General features: G+C 33.9%; 18 protein-coding genes and 1 pseudogene. 7 read left to right on the plus strand and 12 right to left on the minus strand.

Going from position 1 to position 16,406, the window contains the following annotated elements:
• Positions 1-421: 421 nt before the first annotated feature.
• The 4 genes and pseudogenes from MMY79_RS10015 to MMY79_RS10030 all read right to left on the minus strand — a co-directional run bounded on the left by MMY79_RS10015 (position 422) and on the right by MMY79_RS10030 (position 2,707).
• Complete coding sequence (locus tag MMY79_RS10015; protein ID WP_252608117.1) at positions 422-1,258, minus strand: DUF4882 family protein; 837 nt, start codon at positions 1,256-1,258, stop codon at positions 422-424.
• A gap of 111 nt (positions 1,259-1,369) precedes the next feature.
• Complete coding sequence (locus tag MMY79_RS10020) at positions 1,370-1,882, minus strand: hypothetical protein (RefSeq protein ID WP_252608119.1); 513 nt, start codon at positions 1,880-1,882, stop codon at positions 1,370-1,372.
• A 46-nt stretch (positions 1,883-1,928) separates the two neighbouring features.
• Positions 1,929-2,118, minus strand: a pseudogene (locus MMY79_RS10025) (glutamate 5-kinase); the annotation flags it as partial.
• Between the two features lie 145 nt (positions 2,119-2,263).
• Positions 2,264-2,707, minus strand: a complete 444-nt coding sequence (locus MMY79_RS10030; protein WP_252608121.1) for a BLUF domain-containing protein — start codon at positions 2,705-2,707, stop codon at positions 2,264-2,266.
• A gap of 229 nt (positions 2,708-2,936) precedes the next feature.
• Here MMY79_RS10030 and MMY79_RS10035 point away from each other — a divergent pair, with 229 nt between their 5' ends.
• The gene (locus tag MMY79_RS10035; RefSeq protein WP_252608122.1) at positions 2,937-3,200 is read left to right on the plus strand and encodes a hypothetical protein; all 264 of its coding nucleotides are present in this window, start codon (positions 2,937-2,939) and stop codon (positions 3,198-3,200) included.
• Positions 3,201-3,229: 29 nt separating this feature from the next.
• On the opposite strand, the gene MMY79_RS10040 is transcribed toward MMY79_RS10035, so the two are convergent.
• The 5 genes from MMY79_RS10040 to MMY79_RS10060 all read right to left on the minus strand — a co-directional run bounded on the left by MMY79_RS10040 (position 3,230) and on the right by MMY79_RS10060 (position 7,592).
• Complete coding sequence (locus MMY79_RS10040; RefSeq protein ID WP_252608123.1) at positions 3,230-3,943, minus strand: alpha/beta hydrolase; 714 nt, start codon at positions 3,941-3,943, stop codon at positions 3,230-3,232.
• A 146-nt stretch (positions 3,944-4,089) separates the two neighbouring features.
• Positions 4,090-4,884, minus strand: a complete 795-nt coding sequence (gene panB / locus MMY79_RS10045) for a 3-methyl-2-oxobutanoate hydroxymethyltransferase (protein WP_252608124.1) — start codon at positions 4,882-4,884, stop codon at positions 4,090-4,092.
• A gap of 704 nt (positions 4,885-5,588) precedes the next feature.
• Positions 5,589-5,834, minus strand: a complete 246-nt coding sequence (locus MMY79_RS10050; RefSeq protein ID WP_252608125.1) for a hypothetical protein — start codon at positions 5,832-5,834, stop codon at positions 5,589-5,591.
• 441 nt (positions 5,835-6,275) lie between these two features.
• Positions 6,276-6,677: a J517_1871 family lipoprotein gene (locus tag MMY79_RS10055; protein ID WP_252608126.1), complete on the minus strand. Its 402-nt coding sequence runs from the start codon at positions 6,675-6,677 to the stop codon at positions 6,276-6,278.
• Between the two features lie 87 nt (positions 6,678-6,764).
• Positions 6,765-7,592 (minus strand): RsiV family protein, encoded by an 828-nt coding sequence (locus MMY79_RS10060; protein ID WP_252608127.1) that lies wholly within the window; start codon positions 7,590-7,592, stop codon positions 6,765-6,767.
• A 187-nt stretch (positions 7,593-7,779) separates the two neighbouring features.
• On the opposite strand from MMY79_RS10060, the gene MMY79_RS10065 reads away from it, so the two are divergent.
• The 6 genes from MMY79_RS10065 (at position 7,780) to MMY79_RS10090 (ending at position 13,523) form a co-directional block, all read left to right on the plus strand.
• Complete coding sequence (locus MMY79_RS10065; RefSeq protein WP_252608134.1) at positions 7,780-8,169, plus strand: hypothetical protein; 390 nt, start codon at positions 7,780-7,782, stop codon at positions 8,167-8,169.
• Positions 8,170-8,284: 115 nt separating this feature from the next.
• The gene (locus MMY79_RS10070; RefSeq protein WP_252608136.1) at positions 8,285-9,166 is read left to right on the plus strand and encodes a LysR family transcriptional regulator; all 882 of its coding nucleotides are present in this window, start codon (positions 8,285-8,287) and stop codon (positions 9,164-9,166) included.
• A gap of 246 nt (positions 9,167-9,412) precedes the next feature.
• Positions 9,413-10,117, plus strand: coding sequence for a CoA transferase subunit A (locus tag MMY79_RS10075; protein ID WP_017389585.1), 705 nt, complete (start codon positions 9,413-9,415; stop codon positions 10,115-10,117).
• Position 10,118: 1 nt separating this feature from the next.
• Positions 10,119-10,760 carry a 3-oxoacid CoA-transferase subunit B gene (locus MMY79_RS10080; RefSeq protein WP_252608138.1) on the plus strand — a complete coding sequence of 214 codons (642 nt, stop codon included), beginning with the start codon at positions 10,119-10,121 and terminating at the stop codon, positions 10,758-10,760.
• Between the two features lie 115 nt (positions 10,761-10,875).
• Entirely contained in the window at positions 10,876-12,285 is a 1,410-nt protein-coding gene (locus MMY79_RS10085; RefSeq protein ID WP_252608140.1) for a TIGR00366 family protein, read from the plus strand.
• A gap of 65 nt (positions 12,286-12,350) precedes the next feature.
• Entirely contained in the window at positions 12,351-13,523 is a 1,173-nt protein-coding gene (locus MMY79_RS10090; protein ID WP_252608143.1) for a thiolase family protein, read from the plus strand.
• 48 nt (positions 13,524-13,571) lie between these two features.
• On the opposite strand, the gene MMY79_RS10095 is transcribed toward MMY79_RS10090, so the two are convergent.
• The 3 genes from MMY79_RS10095 to MMY79_RS10105 form a co-directional block, all read right to left on the minus strand.
• On the minus strand, positions 13,572-14,465 hold the full coding sequence (locus MMY79_RS10095; RefSeq protein WP_003651675.1) for a LysR family transcriptional regulator: 894 nt from the start codon (positions 14,463-14,465) through the stop codon (positions 13,572-13,574).
• Between the two features lie 234 nt (positions 14,466-14,699).
• Positions 14,700-15,593, minus strand: coding sequence for a LysR substrate-binding domain-containing protein (locus tag MMY79_RS10100; protein WP_252608145.1), 894 nt, complete (start codon positions 15,591-15,593; stop codon positions 14,700-14,702).
• A 545-nt stretch (positions 15,594-16,138) separates the two neighbouring features.
• Positions 16,139-16,360 carry a hypothetical protein gene (locus MMY79_RS10105; protein WP_080645707.1) on the minus strand — a complete coding sequence of 74 codons (222 nt, stop codon included), beginning with the start codon at positions 16,358-16,360 and terminating at the stop codon, positions 16,139-16,141.
• Positions 16,361-16,406 lie beyond the last annotated feature (46 nt).

The raw sequence follows: 16,406 nt of genomic DNA on the forward strand, positions 1-16,406 counted from the left end.
TTACCCATTTTAATAACGAGTAAAATTTAACAGTTCAGAAAAAGAAAAACCACCCAAAGGTAGCTTAAAACTTAATGATATTTTAGAGCTTCACATATTTTTTCTGTTGGATCTGCTGATTCTGCTGTACGTAGAGCAGAAATAAATGCTAATCAGAGCAAGCATTGTAGGTTTTCTACTGCACTGTATTTAAGTTTAATTTAACACTAACTAAGTTTTTACTCTCACTACTAAAGTTTTCCTATCATCTAAACTTGAATTCATCAAAGACTGCTCGAGCTTCATGGTAATTTTTTACCTTATCCTCTGCTGTTTTAGCCATATCAATACTAAAGTCAGTCGGCTTTTTACCATTCCATCCCATAAATTTCTCCATAAAAAACCACTCAAATGAGAGTGGTTTTTTCTTTTCAAAAAGTTCTTAATTAGCACTTCCACAAATATCAGTGGTACCTGTTGGGTATGTAAACTGCATATTTGCTTTATTAGTAATTAACTGTACTGAAACAGTTTTACCTAAAAATTTAGAATTAGGATTTGGTGATTGTATACCCGCCCCTTTAAATCCAATACTTTTTAAAGAGTTTTCAGTAAGTAAGTTAAGGTATCCATAATTTGTACCATTGATGATATACCCCATTTGTTTGCTAACCTGATTAAAATAAAGACCTACTCTAACTTTGCCATCTGTTGGCACCGTAACAGGAATTACCTTTCGATCAAGCTCCTTTGCAACTACTGAACCAGAACTATCTCTTTTAGTACTTGCTCCCGTGAGTGTCACATAACTTCCATCAGCATAATTTGCATCTTTATTAATTAACCCATAACCAAGATCTAAACTAATTTCATTTTTTAAATTAGAAGCTCCTAATATATTGAAGGCTAGCTGTTGAATTTCATGGCTATCTGCTAATGCGATGTTTTTAATATTTAAAACATCAAATATAAACTCTGCTGCTATAATATTTGTTCCAATTACTGATTTATCAACTAAAGTAGTCTGAATAGAAGGTAGACTTATCATTTTACCAGAATTTACAATTTGGTCAGCTGGTGTACTTCCTATATAACCAATTGTTGCCGTACCTTTTTGCTCAGCAATACTAATTGGAGACATTAATTTAATCGGCCTTCCTCCTGCTGCATTTACTGCATCGACTTGAGCCCGAGTTGCATCAAAACTATAAGTGCAGGCAGCATAAGTATTTACTGAAATTCCACTGCTGATTAATAAACTCAAAATAATTTTATTCATGTAATCTTCCTTTTTTATTTGAGAAAATAGTATAGCCAAGCTATGTAAAAAGATTGATTAAAAACTGACAAGTGGTAATTTTACTTCTTTATAATTTTCTATTATGAAATTTCAATATTTAATTTCTACTACAATAATATGAATGATATAGATTAATAGGTACATTAGCACTGCTAATACACCACCGATTACTAGAGCTATCTCCATAGAATTAGAAGGATTGTTTTCTGGTTTTCTAGCAAAAATCGCAGGATATTTTGCATTCTTAATTTTCTCTTCAGCAATTCGATAATGCTTTTTACCCATTCTTATAAATATAAGAATACAAATAATAGGCAAAATAAATGATGAGTAATAAATCAATGAGTCTACTGAAAATTTGTTATTGATCGCATCATCACATTTATAAAAATACGTCTGTTTTTCTTTACTTAATTTAGTAATTTTTTCAGAAGTAATTTGACTAAAATCAAAATCATTACGACAACCAGATATAAAGACATCTTTAGCATCTCTAGAACTACTGGACCCACTACTCGTATGCCGCATATGTACTGTTGTATAAGACATAATATTATTAGAAAATAAAAAATCAGATTTTATTAGATTAATAATAATTGGCAACCTAAACCTTCCTCAATTGGCATTTCCAAATAGTAGAGGCAGGATCCTACTGAATATGAATGACCCGAAAAGAACCTAAGGAAGTTATCCACTCATCATCAAGTTTTGGAATTATAGTCAATTCATTCTGCAGCACAGTTACTTTTTTTATCTATGGCCAAGCTCCAAATAGTTTAGATTTTATATTGATTGTATGAGCAAAATAGAATTAAACAATCTGAGTAATTTTCTTTAACTCCATTTTTAGATTTTTTATTTGTTTTTCTGGTCATTTTTTATACAACCATTTAATAAATAGAAGAATCAATATAACTTAAAAAGCCCTCTTCAAAGGGCTATTTAAGTAGAAAAAAACTAATCTGATTCAGATCCTATCGTTGATTAAACTTGATATTGATCAGCTTTAAGATTTGGTTGATCTACAAGCAGTTCAATAAAAGATGGAATTGATGTAGTGTTAAGTAAATACGGGTTAAATTCATCGACATGATGATGAAAAAAGAAATCTTTTATTTTCGTATTTATAGGCGCAAATTTCATACTCCAATGCTTAAATAACCGCTGTTCGGACGGTTCCGAAAAGATAATTTCACAGTTCTGATGCCGCGAATCTTTCAAAATTGAATTATAAAACAGTGATTCAACCTGTTCTTTCTCACCCTCTAAGTACTGCAAGAAATACCCATTACCATAGTAAAGTACTCCCGTAATATCATTATAAGAGTTAAATTTGACTGCTTCTGTGAGGATATCAATTAAATCTTGTTTTACTTGACTATGTTCACTATTGGTTTTACTTGCATACATAAAGCCTATTAAACTCATAGCGATAACTCGAAGATAGATGTCAGTTGGGCATTCTGACAGCTACACACTATGCTTACAACCTGACCTATTTAAAACCTTGTATTTCAAGAGTAAAGATTATTATCATTTTGAAAATGACAAACTTTAACAACTAGAAATCTTTTGTAAATTAAAGTCAACTAACAAACTCACTAGAAAGTCGTAATTTCAGTAAAATTAAGAATTATCTTTAATTTGTGGATGTCTAATGGAGAACCATGAAATTATTCTTCAAGACGAACATCATAAACAACTTAAGATTGTCAAAGTTCAGGATGTACGTTTTGATGTAAATACGCTTAACAATAGTTATCAATGGTTATGGGTATTTGACCATAGCTCAGAGTTTTTCCCATTTGAATTGTGGGATCAGCTCGACAATGCAACTGTTCATCAAAAGATAAAGCTCGATAATCAAGATTTTAAAATTATCAAGATTTTGACAAAGAAAACTAAAGTCAGGCCGTCATGATAAATAAATGTGTAACCACGTACCATGCATTATAAAATTTGCCATAACCTCTTTTCACTTAACCAAACTGAAATCACTTGGGCCAATACTTTAGGCTGTTCAATTGGAATCATATGCCCAGTATTATTAATTGTCTCAAGCGTTGCATGTGGCAACTGGTCTAATAATTCGATTGCCTCATCATTCGAACGCAATTGATCATTAGCACCCGAAATAATTAGGGTTGGGCATGTTATTTTACTCATATCATATGAGCTTCTATCTAACATAGATTGTTTAACGAACTCGGCATACCCTAAAGCTTTACCCATTTCTTGGATTTTTTTTATAAGATTACGATTCTGAGCATTTGAAGGATGAAGGGTTTTTTCAATAGATATCGAGCTTAGCCCTCGAAAGGTTTTCTCAGAGTTAAGTCTAATTGCAGTTAATTTTTGACTTTTTTGTTCTTCAGTATCCGATCGTAGTGAAGAGGCTATTAAAATTAGCGCCTTAACCTTTTCAGGAAATTGTTCCACTATAGATCTGGCAACATAGCCTCCAAGTGAGAAACCTATCAGCACAAAGTTTTCTGGTGTATTGTCAACAATATTTTGAGCAATTTCCTTTATTGTCTGCCCTTTTTTTAAAGTCGCTCGAAATATTTTCCATTCTCTAGGTAGTGTATTTATCAATTCGTCCCAGAGAGACTCATCAAGCATAAAGCCAGGTATTAAAACAACCGAAAGAGACTCTCTATTCATATTTTGAAAACCTTAACAATGATATTTTTTGTGTATTTACACAGATTCCAAGCGTTATCTTATGATTGATCATATGAGCTGAGCATCCTCAAAAGTAGAATGCCCAATACTGTGATGAATGAAGTAGAGTTAGTTCGAGTGCTATTTTAATAATTATATCCATGACTTTCATCTGGGAAAGAACCATCTTTTACAGCATCCACATATGCTTTAATAGCCGAACATATATTATTTTGCCCTTCCATAAAATTCTTCACGAATTTTGCAGGTCTTTCATTTAAACCCAACATATCATGTAATACTAAAACTTGCGCATCAGTACCACCACCTGCACCAATCCCAATTACAGGTATAGCAACTGCTTCAGAAATTTTAGATGCTAAGTTTGTAGGAACACATTCAAGTAAAAGCATTGCAGCTCCAGACTCTTCTAGTTTTTTTGCTGTTTCTAATAATTTTCTAGCTTGCTCATCCGATTTACCTTGTACCTTATATCCTCCTAGAACATTTACGCTTTGAGGTGTTAGACCGATATGTGCACAAACTGGAATGCCACTTTCCTTTAATCTTTTAATTGAGTTAACGAGCCATAGGTCCCCTTCTAACTTTACCATATGCGCTCCAGCTTGCATTAACAAACCTGCATTTTTCAAAGCATCCCCTTCACAGGCATAGCTCATAAATGGTAAATCAGCTATAAGAAATACTCTTGTATTTCCTTTTTTAACACATTCAGTGTGATAAACCATTTGCTCTACTGTGACAGGTAAGGTGGTCTCATGGCCTTGCAATACCATTCCTAAAGTATCGCCAACTAGCAATACATCAACGCCAGCTTTATTTGAAGCATTGGCAAATGTAGCATCATAACAAGTTAACACTGCAATTTTCTGCTTCTGTTCTTTCATTGCTTTTAAAGTATTTAAGGTGATGGATTGCATGAATACCTCTATAAGTTCCAATATATGAAAGCGAATACAAGGATATGCTTAAACTGCTGGAAATAACTTTCAAATTTTTACTATAAATATTGTGAAAATAGAAATATCTTCTAATTTTTTAATTAAAACTCATGATTTTGCTCATACTAAAACCATGTTTAGAATATTAATATTTAAAGGGTTTTAGTTAGTGAATAGAGTAAGGGACTCTACCATAGTCACCTTCGAAGCACTTTCCACTCTAACCAAACGAGCATAAATACAAAGATACACCCACTTACCAACCATATAAAAATTGTTCTTGGTAATGGTTTTTTAGTTTTCTTGAGCTCCCTACTTTGTTATCTCAGCAGTTTTATCTACTACAGAATTATAATTATTTACAGTTCTGAATCATATTGTTAGTAATTAAAAACTATTTGCTTAAGTCTTTTGTAGTTTGTGATACAGAGTCAGCCTGATCCGTAAATTCCGACATTTCGTCTGGTAAAAGTTTGAAATTGTATTCTTCAACCAATAACAATAAACAGACAGGATCCTTATACCAACTTTATTTTCCTTAAGGCAATAAAAATCCACCCATTGAGTGGATTTTTCAATTAAATTTTGAGATTAAATAGCTTCTATGACGATATATTTTCCTTCATAGAATACGCCTTCGCTACCTGTTTCTTTTAATTTGCAATAAATCGCAATCGGATGTGTCAATTTTCTATTTTCTCACTGGGAATATGAGTAATCCCAGATAAAAAATTTGAATTATCATTTTCTAAACTCCAAGAGGTACCTTTGTCTTTATGCCATTTGCTATTTGGATATTTAGAATCTAACCATTCAATACATTGTTTCATTGTTGAAAATTTTTTTGTTTCCTCTTTTTCAATTTTTGATGCTGCATTTACCGAAGCTCCAAATGTTAAGAATAAAGCTCCAATTAAAGTTTTCCTCATGAAATTACCCTTTATTATTAATAATTAAAATTTAAGAGCTTAAGATATAAAAAATTAATCCTTAGGTGGATTAATTTTTAGGAAGAGTTTTGTTAATTTCACTGCTAGCAGTTTCATGAAGTTTTAATAAGTTGAAACTTTCATAGTTAGCTAAAATACAAAAAAGAAGAGCGCCTAACAAAATTAGAGTTATCTTATTCATTTCATTTTACCTTTGATATTTTATTTTTTTAATCCTGCTATGGTACATGAAAATAGTATAAAAACCTTAATTGTTAAGAATCTACCACAATTTATTACAAAAGCCGTTTGTAATATTTAAATTACCTTTTCTAGATCTCTTAATGGAAATACAACAACAATGGCCAGACAGGATCCTTATGCCAACTTTATTTTCCTCAAGGCAATAAAAAACTCTTTCAGGTTTATGAAGTTCATTGTCTATATTTCTTTAGCACACTTTAACGAAGCTGCCTCTAAGTCATTATCAGCTTTGTAGATCATATTTGAACTAGAAGCACTTAAAGTTGTTCTAGCTTCGAGTATATCTTTGTTTAGATGCTTCACTTCTAGAGTCATACCATTTTGAATATAGATCATATTATTTGCATACTTAACTTTATTGAATACAACATGCCCACTCGTATCATCACAAAATACTCCATTGCCATCTGAGTCAAGTTTTATGGTTGATATGCTTGGACCGATTGAAATCGTCCATATACCTGATACTGAAGGTGTTGAGGGCTGCACTTCGCTAAAATTATTATTAGTCATTTGATTAATTGGGCTTACACACCCACTTAATAAAAAAATTAAGCTTAATGCAATTATCTTTTGCATGATAATTATCCATTTTAATTATGAGTAAAATTTAACAGTTCAGAAAATAAAAAACCACCCAAAGGTGGTTTAAGTTATTTATTAATCTTACATTTCAGTTTTTAAAGTAGGCATTGGCGGTAAAAAAACTGATTTTATCAGTTGATCTGTATCGTATAGTTCCAAACTCACAGGACCTGCGGCATATGGAGCCAATTCGTAAAGCTGATAATCGAAAGTAACTCCTCCCGATTGATTGATATAGAAATTATCACTTACTTTAAAGTCTTCTTTGCTAATAGAGGGTTCCATATCATTTTCTTGGCACCAATATTCGTACTGTTTCCATAAAGCATCCTTAAGTGCATTCATTTTTCCATTGACTACAATATCTTTTAGCCCAATGCGCTTTTTGCTTTTTAAGTCAAAAATATAATCTTCAAAAGTTGATATACCATGTGCTCCTCCAGAATATTCTGAGCTAACTTTCGAAATTTGAACATACTGACCAAACTGTCCATTAAAGCGATAAACCACACTATCTGACCAATTGTTAAGCCCCTCAGCTTGAGTTTGATTTAATTGCTTTTGCTTTTCTGATGCAGGACTAAGTGCATCTGCATAATCTTTACGGATTTCTTTATCAATGACTTGATCAATCCAACCAATATTACTTTTAATTGCAATAGCTTCTTTAGAAGTACACACGACACCCTCAACATCTGGATTAGGTCCGCAAATTTTGGGTTGTTCAAACTTCACAAGAAAACTACTCGCGATCATTGCAGGAATTTGATTTTCTTCTTTTTGAGAGTTTTCATTCGCTTTTATATTGGAAGTTTTTTCTGCTTTTTCTACAGGTTTTTCCTCAGCTTTTTTCACACAGCCACTTAATATAAGTGGTATTACCACTAAGCCAAGCATAGTTTTATTCATTAATTTTACCCTTACACAATTTCATTTATCTTTTAAATTAAGTTTTTAAGAATTTAAAATTCACAAATATTTTAATTGAATTAATACTATCTTTATATTGAGATATAGTTTTTTTGATAGACATCATTTATTTAATCATGGTTATTCAATAGAATGCCAATGTAAAATCTTGATAAGAAAACAAAATATGATGTGGATTAAATTTATATTGTACCCTCTGGGCATGTTTGTGCTGTGGCAAATCATTTTCATCATCGAACAACTTTCTTTAGAATTTTTAAATGCGCCACAAATACTTGTAGCTATAATTGCACTGATCATAAATTGCGGTATGCAAATTTTGATTGGTTATAAAATTCCTCAATTAGCACCAAAATATAAGTTTGTAGCGAGTATTACATACATCATCTTATTCACTTTTTTAGTAGCAATTTATTCAACAACTATTTTATTAGAAGGCTTTAAAGTTGCCCCTCAAGCAATTTGGCTAGGTTATTTATTTTTCCATGTGGTTGGAATGGCTCTATATTTTGCAAACAACACTGATGAATTCTGCTGGGAAAATTTACTAAAATAATTCAGCACATTGTTCTCTACTTTCTTTTTCATAATTTTTGTCAAAAAACATCATATTAGACAAATTTTCGTATAAATTACCCTTCTAGGCGAGCTGAGCAATCTAAAGGAATGAAATGACGCTTAAACAATTAAAAGCTTTTTTAGCACTTGCGCGTACACTTAACTATGCCAATGCATCTTTAGAGCTACATCTAAGCCAGTCTGCTTTAAGCCTCACCATCAAGAGTTTAGAAGAAGAGTTAGGCGGTAAATTGTTTAACCGTAATACACGTCGTGTTGAGCTTACCCAAGAAGGTAAATCTCTCATTCCCTATGCTAAAAAATTACTCGCCAATTGGGATGAAATGGAAAATGATGTCAAACAACGTTTTAAGCTTAATCGTGGAACCTTAAGTATCGCCTCAATGCCCTTTGTGACTCATGCAATTTTACCTGAGGTAATTCATCAATTTTTAGAACTTCATCCCAACCTAAACTTTTCAATTCAAGATATTCCAAATGAGACCATTATAGAAAAGGTACAAGACGGTATTTTTGAACTTGGTATTTGCTTTGAACCAGATCTCACCGAAGGCTTAGAGTTTAAGCCACTATTCGAAGAAGATTTCTTAGCTTTATTACCTAAGACTCACCCACTCGCTCAATCACCTTCTATTACATGGCATGAGCTTTGTTCAAACCCATTCGTGACCTTACAAAAACCTTCAATTGTTCGATACTTAGTCGAGCAAAATTGTTTGCGAAATAATATAACGCTCGATTTAAAAGTTGAATGTCATCAAATTTCATCACTTTCAAGTTTCGTTGCTTACGGAATTGGAGTAAGTGCGATTCCAAGGCACTTCGCTAAACATATTGATAAAGAACATAATGTGTTGATTGAATTAAAGGATGAATCTATTCATAAGACTGTAGGAATTGTTTATAAAAAGAACTTTGAAATTTCAAATATTTCGACTCAATTTATTGAGGCTTTAGTTCAATATAAATTTTAAAAAATTAAAGACCGCATTTTAGGATGCAGCTAAGCAGACGCTTAATCTAAATTTATTAATTATTATAATTTTCAATATCTTAGTTTAATTTTTTAAAGGTTTAAACATTACATACGTCTAATTTTTTGTTGTTAATTTAATAGAATTCATTGAATATACTCATTAATCCTTTAAAAAAATTAACTTCTATAACACGAATTGAGATGCTAAAACTAAGATTACTAAGGGATATAGGATAACAATAGAATGAATAAAGTTTATGCCAATGCAGAGGCAGCACTGAAAGACGTTATTGCAGATAATCAAACACTTGCCGTTGGCGGTTTTGGCTTATGCGGGATTCCTGAAAAACTGATTGTTGCAGTTAAGCAAAGTGGCGTGACTGGTCTTACTTGTATTTCAAATAACGCTGGTGTAGATGATTTTGGTTTAGGTATTTTGCTTCAAACCAAACAGATCAAAAAAATGATTTCTTCATATGTCGGTGAAAATAAAGAGTTTGAGCGCCAATATTTAAATGGTGAACTTGATGTAGAACTTACACCACAAGGTACTTTGGCTGAAAAGTTACGTGCTGGTGGTGCTGGAATTCCCGCGTTTTATACTCAAACTGGCGTAGGTACACTCATTGCTGAAGGTAAAGAAGAACGCACTTTTAAGGGCAAAAACTACATTTTAGAAGAATCTTTAACAGCAGATGTTGCTCTTGTTAAAGCGTATAAGGCAGACAAGGCGGGTAATTTAGTATTCCGTAAAACTGCTCAGAATTTTAACCCTGAATGTGCGATGGCTGGAAAGATTACAATCGCAGAAGTTGAACAGGTTGTTGAAATTGGCGAATTGGATCCGGATGAAATCCATTTAGCGGGTATTTATGTAAACCGTATTGTACTTAATGCATCACCTGAAAAACGTATTGAGCATAAAACTTTAAGCACGGAGGCAGTATAAAATGGCTTGGTCACGTAATGAAATGGCACAACGTGCTGCAAAAGAACTTGAAGATGGTTTTTATGTGAATTTAGGTATTGGCTTACCTACCCTAGTTGCTAACTATATTCCTGAAAATATTAATGTTTGGCTTCAATCTGAAAATGGCCTATTAGGTATTGGCGAGTTTCCAACAGAAGAAACGGTTGATGCTGATTTAATTAATGCTGGTAAACAAACAGTTACTGCTCGCTCTGGCGCTGCTTTTTTCTCAAGCTCAGAATCTTTCGCCATGATTCGTGGTGGTCACGTCAACATTGCAATTTTAGGAGCAATGGAAGTTTCTGAAAATGGTGACTTAGCGAACTGGATGATCCCAGGTAAGAAAGTTAAAGGTATGGGCGGCGCAATGGACTTGGTTGTTGGTGTCCAAAAAGTTGTAGTGCTTATGGAACACTGCGCTAAAGATGGTACGCCAAAAATTGTGAAAAACTGTAGTTTACCTTTAACAGGTAAAGGCGTGGTTCATCGCGTAATTACTGACCTAGGTGTAATGGATATTACCCCTCAAGGTGTAGAGCTAATTGAACTTGCTAAAGATGTCTCGCTTGAACAGATTCAAGCTGTTACAGGCGTCGAATTTTACAAAACCTTAGTCGCATAAAATTAAATTTTTAGTAAGAAATATAAGACTTAAGTTACAAAGTGAGCTTAAGTCTTAGCCCTTTTAAGCACCGGATGTGCTGTCAACAAATAAGAATGAGAAGGATTTTTCAGCTATGGAAAAACAGCAAGGAATTTTTGAAAGATTTGCTCTTCGGATTAGTGACTGGTCTGAAAAATGGTTTCCTGATTCATATATTTTTGCACTACTCGGCGTCATTATCGTATCGATTGCCGCTTTAGGTATTGGTGCGCCAATTCACGATGTAGCGACTTCTTTCGGTAATGGTTTCTGGAGTCTTATTCCCTTTACCCTGCAAATGACTATGCTCATTATTGTAGGTTATGTCGTTTCTGTTTCTAAGCCCGTAAAGTTTCTGATTCAAAAAATGGCGCGTATTCCAAATTCTGGACGTGGTGCTATTGTTTTGGTTGCAACTGTCAGTTTGTTAATTTCACTAGTCAATTGGGCAGTAAGCACGATTCTTACAGCTCTTTTAGTGATCGCATTAGCTAAACGTAAAGAATTGAACATGGATTATCGCGCTGCTGCGGCAGCTGCAATTATTGGTATGGGTGCGACTTGGGCACTTGGAATCAGTTCTTCAGCAGCACAGCTTCAAGCAAATAAAAGCAGTCTGCCAGAGTCAATTTATAATCTGACTGGTGTTATTCCATTTACCGAAACGATCTTTCTTTGGCAATCAATTGCGATGACGATTATTTTGGTGATTGTTTCAATCGCAATCGCGTATTGGTCGGCTCCAAAAGGTAATAATGTTAAAACGATTGAAAGTTTTGACATTCAGTTTGAAGAAGAAAAGTCACATGAGGAAAAGTCTACCCGTCCAGGTGATTGGTTAGAAAACTCGCCTATTTTAACGATTATTGTGGTGGCTTTAGGTGTAATCTGGATGTTTTTTGAATTTTCTAAAAGTAATCCAATTATTGCCATTTCAAGCTTAAACACATACAACTTTGTGTTTTTAATGCTTGGTCTAGCATTACATGGAACACCACGAAACTTCTTAAATGCAGTTGCAAAGGCAGTTCCAGCCGTATCAGGAATCTTGATTCAGTTTCCACTTTACGGAAGCATCGCCTTTATTATGACGCAAGCTTTAAACAGCCAAGATTTATCGCTGTCGCACTATGTTGCCGAGTTTTTTGTTTCTATCGCCTCAAAAGAAACCTTTGCAATTGTGATGGGAGTTTACTCTGCCATCCTGGGGTTCTTTGTACCTTCAGGTGGTGGAAAATGGATTATAGAAGCGCCATATGTCATGCAAGCAGCAAATGATTTAAAAGTTCATTTAGGGTGGTCTGTACAAATTTATAATGCAGCCGAAGCTTTACCGAACTTAATCAATCCATTCTTCATGCTTCCAATGTTAGGTATTTTAAAACTAAAAGCAAAAGATGTGATTGGTTTTACAGTCACTCAGCTCGTTGTTCATTTTCCGTTAGTTTTATTTTTATTGTGGTTCTTTGGAAGAACGCTTAGCTACACCCCACCCACTTTTTAATTTACTGGAGCCTCTAGTTTCGGCTAAGGGCAAATTTAGCAAATACACCAATAAGAGATATTAAGATGAGTTCAATTGTTATAGTTTCAGGTAGCCGTACTGCAATGGGCGGTTTTCAAGGCAGTCTATCCGCTTTAACCGCACCAGAACTTGGCGCTGCTGTAATTCGCGAATCTATTCAACGTGCAGGTGTTGCACCAGACCAAGTAGATGAAGTTATTTTTGGTTGCGTATTGAGTGCAGGTATTGGCCAAGGCCCCGCTCGTCAGGCGATGCGTAAAGCTGGTGTACCAGATCATGTGGGTGCAGTCACCATTAATAAATTGTGTGGTTCTGCAATGAAAGCTGTATTAATGGCATCAGACACCTTAAAAGCTGGTAGTGCTAACATTATTGTTGCAGGTGGTATGGAGTCTATGACCAATGCGCCTTATATTTTGCCGAAAGCTCGCGGTGGTTACCGTATGGGACACGGTGAAATTAAAGACCATATGTTTTTAGATGGCCTTGAAGATGCAGAAACAGGCCGTTTAATGGGTTCTTTTGCTCAAGACATGGCAAATACCAAAGGTTTTACACGTGAGCAAATGGATAATTTTGCAATTTCTTCTTTGAAAAAAGCGCAAACTGCCATTACCCAAGGTTACTTCAAAGAAGAGATTGTTCCTGTTGAAGTAAAAACACGTAAAGGTGTCGAAGTTATTGATCAAGATGAGCAACCATTAAAAGCTAATCTTGAGAAGATTCCAACATTGCGCCCAGCTTTTAGTAAAGATGGAACAATTACAGCTGCAAACTCAAGCTCAATTTCTGACGGTGCTGCTGCGTTAGTACTCACCACTGAAGAATATGCTCAAAGCCATGGCTTAAATACTTTGGCAAAAATTGTTGCAACTTCTACTCACTCACAGCATCCAAGTGAATTTACCATTGCTCCGATTACTGCGATTCAAAAAGTGCTTGAGCGCGCCGGCTGGTCTGTTGACGAGGTAGATGCTTGGGAAATTAATGAAGCTTTTGCAATGGTGGCAATGGCACCAATTCATGATTTAGGTATCGATGAAGCAAAAGTCAACGTACATGGTGGTGCTTGTGCTTTAGGACACCCAATTGGAGCAACTGGCTCAAGAATTATTCTTTCTCTTATCTATGCTTTAAAACGCCTCGGTAAAAAGAAAGGTGTTGCTGCGTTATGTATTGGTGGCGGTGAAGCTACAGCTGTCGCAATTGAAATCTAAAAATCAAATCGCATAGAAGATGTAAGCTTTTTCCTTACATCTTCTTTTTTAGACTTTAAAAAGTTCATAACAGGTTTGACGGAACCATTTATGACTACTTTTATGATGGCAAGACATATGCCAATGTTGTTTAACATCATACGTTGGGAAGTCTAGAGGTGCTGGTAAAATCTGTAAATTTTCTCGAACTAATAAGACTTGGCTTAAATAATACGGCACCGTTGCAATCGCATCTGTTTCTTGAACAACTAATCCTACCCCTAGATAACTTGGTAACCGAATTAGAATATTTCTATCTAATCCTTTGTTCTGTAATTCATTTTTAATATGGTAATGGCCAATACCTGCATCAATATCAATATGATATTCACGCATATAATCATCTAAAGTAAAATTATTTGGGTCTAAACGAGGGTGGCTCTTAGAGCTAATCACAACATAATGTTGTTTGAAAAACTTCTGCTGGTAAAAGCCTTCTTCTAATTGGGGTAAAAAGCCAATTGCAAGGTCAATTTCACCATTTGCCATTTGATAGCTAGTTTCTGGTGTAATGGGCCGAATATTCAACCGAATTAAAGGCGCTTTCTCTTTTAAATAGTTGGTTAATTGCGGCAATAGAACCAGATGGGACACATCTGTCATCGCAATTGTAAAAAGTTGATCCGAGGTAAGTGGGTCAAAGTTCACACTAAAGTTATTAATGCTTTCAACTTTATCAATCACTTCACTAATGAGCGGAAAGATTTCTTTAGCCAATTCGGTTGGAATCATTTCATTTCCAACACGAATAAAAAGTGGATCATTAAAATGCTGACGGATTTTGTTCAGTCCATTACTAACACTCGGTTGTGTAAGGCCAATAGCATCGGCAGCCATTGAAACGCTTTTAAACCGATAAATATGATAAAAAATATTTAGTAATCTACTATCTAGATCGAACAAAATTGTCTCCGTCTGGATCAAATAATCCATTCAAAAAGGACTAAAAACAGATTTAGCTTAGATAAAAATGCTAAACCTGTTTTTAAATTATTGATGTATCGTCTAAATTAACAAAGAATTTAGACCATCGGCAATGCTTTATAAAGCCTTTCATCATAAAGACAAAAGCATAGCCTCTTTATTGGGTCACTTTGTATATAAATCTAGTGAATACAGCTCATATGGTTATAAATTTTAATCATGCTGAATTTGAAAACCTTTCCAGATTTGCTGAACTGCTTTGTTATCACTCAAATTATTTTTAAAAATATAAATATCTTGAGGAAGACAATACTCATGATGATCTAACATGACCAATTTTCCGTTAGCGAGATCTTCTTCTACATTGATTTTTGGAATCCATGCAACCCCTAAACCTTGTAATACCAGCTCTTTCAAATTGGTAGCATTGTCAGTCTCATATAAGGTTTTATAAATCAATTTACCTTCAATCAGCTGATCTACCAATTTTCGCAAATAAGCATGTTTACTATAAGCAAGCAAAGAAAAATTAGTCTGAATTGTATGCTTAGGCGTATGGTCGGCTTCCGTAGCTGACACAGGAACAATCTCAGTTTCAGCAATCTTAATCCCGCTTAAAATATCATCACCAACACGATTAATATTTGAGCGATCTGCATAACAAATCATAAAATCGCAGGCACCTTCTTTTAAAAGGGATAAGCCTTCACCACTATTGGTCGCGACAATTTCGATTTTTAAATCACGCATAAACGTTGGAAATTTTTTTAAAAAAGTCGTTAAAAAACCAGAAGCTAATGAGTGAACTACACAGAAACGAATCGTAGATTCGGTTTCATTTTTAATATTTTTAATCAGCTTGGCGGTCTCTTCCACCTGCTTCTCAATATTTTTAGACATCACCAGCATAATTCGCCCGATGTCTGTAAATTCAATATTATTTTTATTATTTCTAATAATAACTTCAGCTCCAATCATCTCTTCTATTTGCTGAATTCTACGCGTAAAAGCAGATTGGCTAATAAATCGTTTTTCTGCTGCTTTTGAAATAGAACGTTCTCGCTCTAATGTCAAAAGGTCCTCGACCCAACGTACTTCTAAATTCATTTTATGCATTCCCTTTTTATAGTTATGTCCTTAATTTGTCTGGTTGGGAAGCTGAATAAATAACTGAATAGATGAATGGAAAATATAAAACATGGGAGTACCTGCAAAAATGCGATGGAAGAATGGCAAAGCCAAACAATAAAAGTATGTATTTAATAATTCTGACATAGAAAAGAGTGTAAGAGAATAAAAGACTTTGATTTAACTCAACAACTCATACAAATATAAAATTCTTGTAGTAAAAACTATTTTAAATCAATAATTAAATCTAATATAACCTAGGTAAATGTACATTTTATCTTTAATAAAAAATAAAAATATTCCTAGGCTTTCATTGTGCTTTTTTTTTGATAAAAAAAGTCCGCACCTTGGGGAAGAATACGGACTGTAAAACTAAAATGTTGCTAATTTGATCATTTCAGGATTTAAGCTTTCTGACCTAATGAACTTGTTCAAATCAGAAGATATATTTGCAGTATAGTTCAACTAAATAAACCTGACTATTCTACTAAAGTATCTATTCGAGATCGAACTGAACTAAATTTCTAATATTCACCAATCAGATAATATAGCTTTCTTGAAATTTCAACCATCATATTCGCTGTATATTGAGTAATTTCAAAAACTTGCTTTTTCTGTGGATTAAATACCATATTATCTTTTTCATCACTAAAAAAGATATAAGTGGTGTATTTATCCATGTGATGGATATGCTCTTTTAAGCTTACTTTTTCCCCAGAATTGGGATCATAGGCGATAAACTTCATTCTCATGAATTTTGTCTCTATACATACAGTCTTTTATCTAAATTTA

Source organism: Acinetobacter sp. XS-4, from assembly GCF_023920705.1.
GTDB lineage: Bacteria > Pseudomonadota > Gammaproteobacteria > Pseudomonadales > Moraxellaceae > Acinetobacter.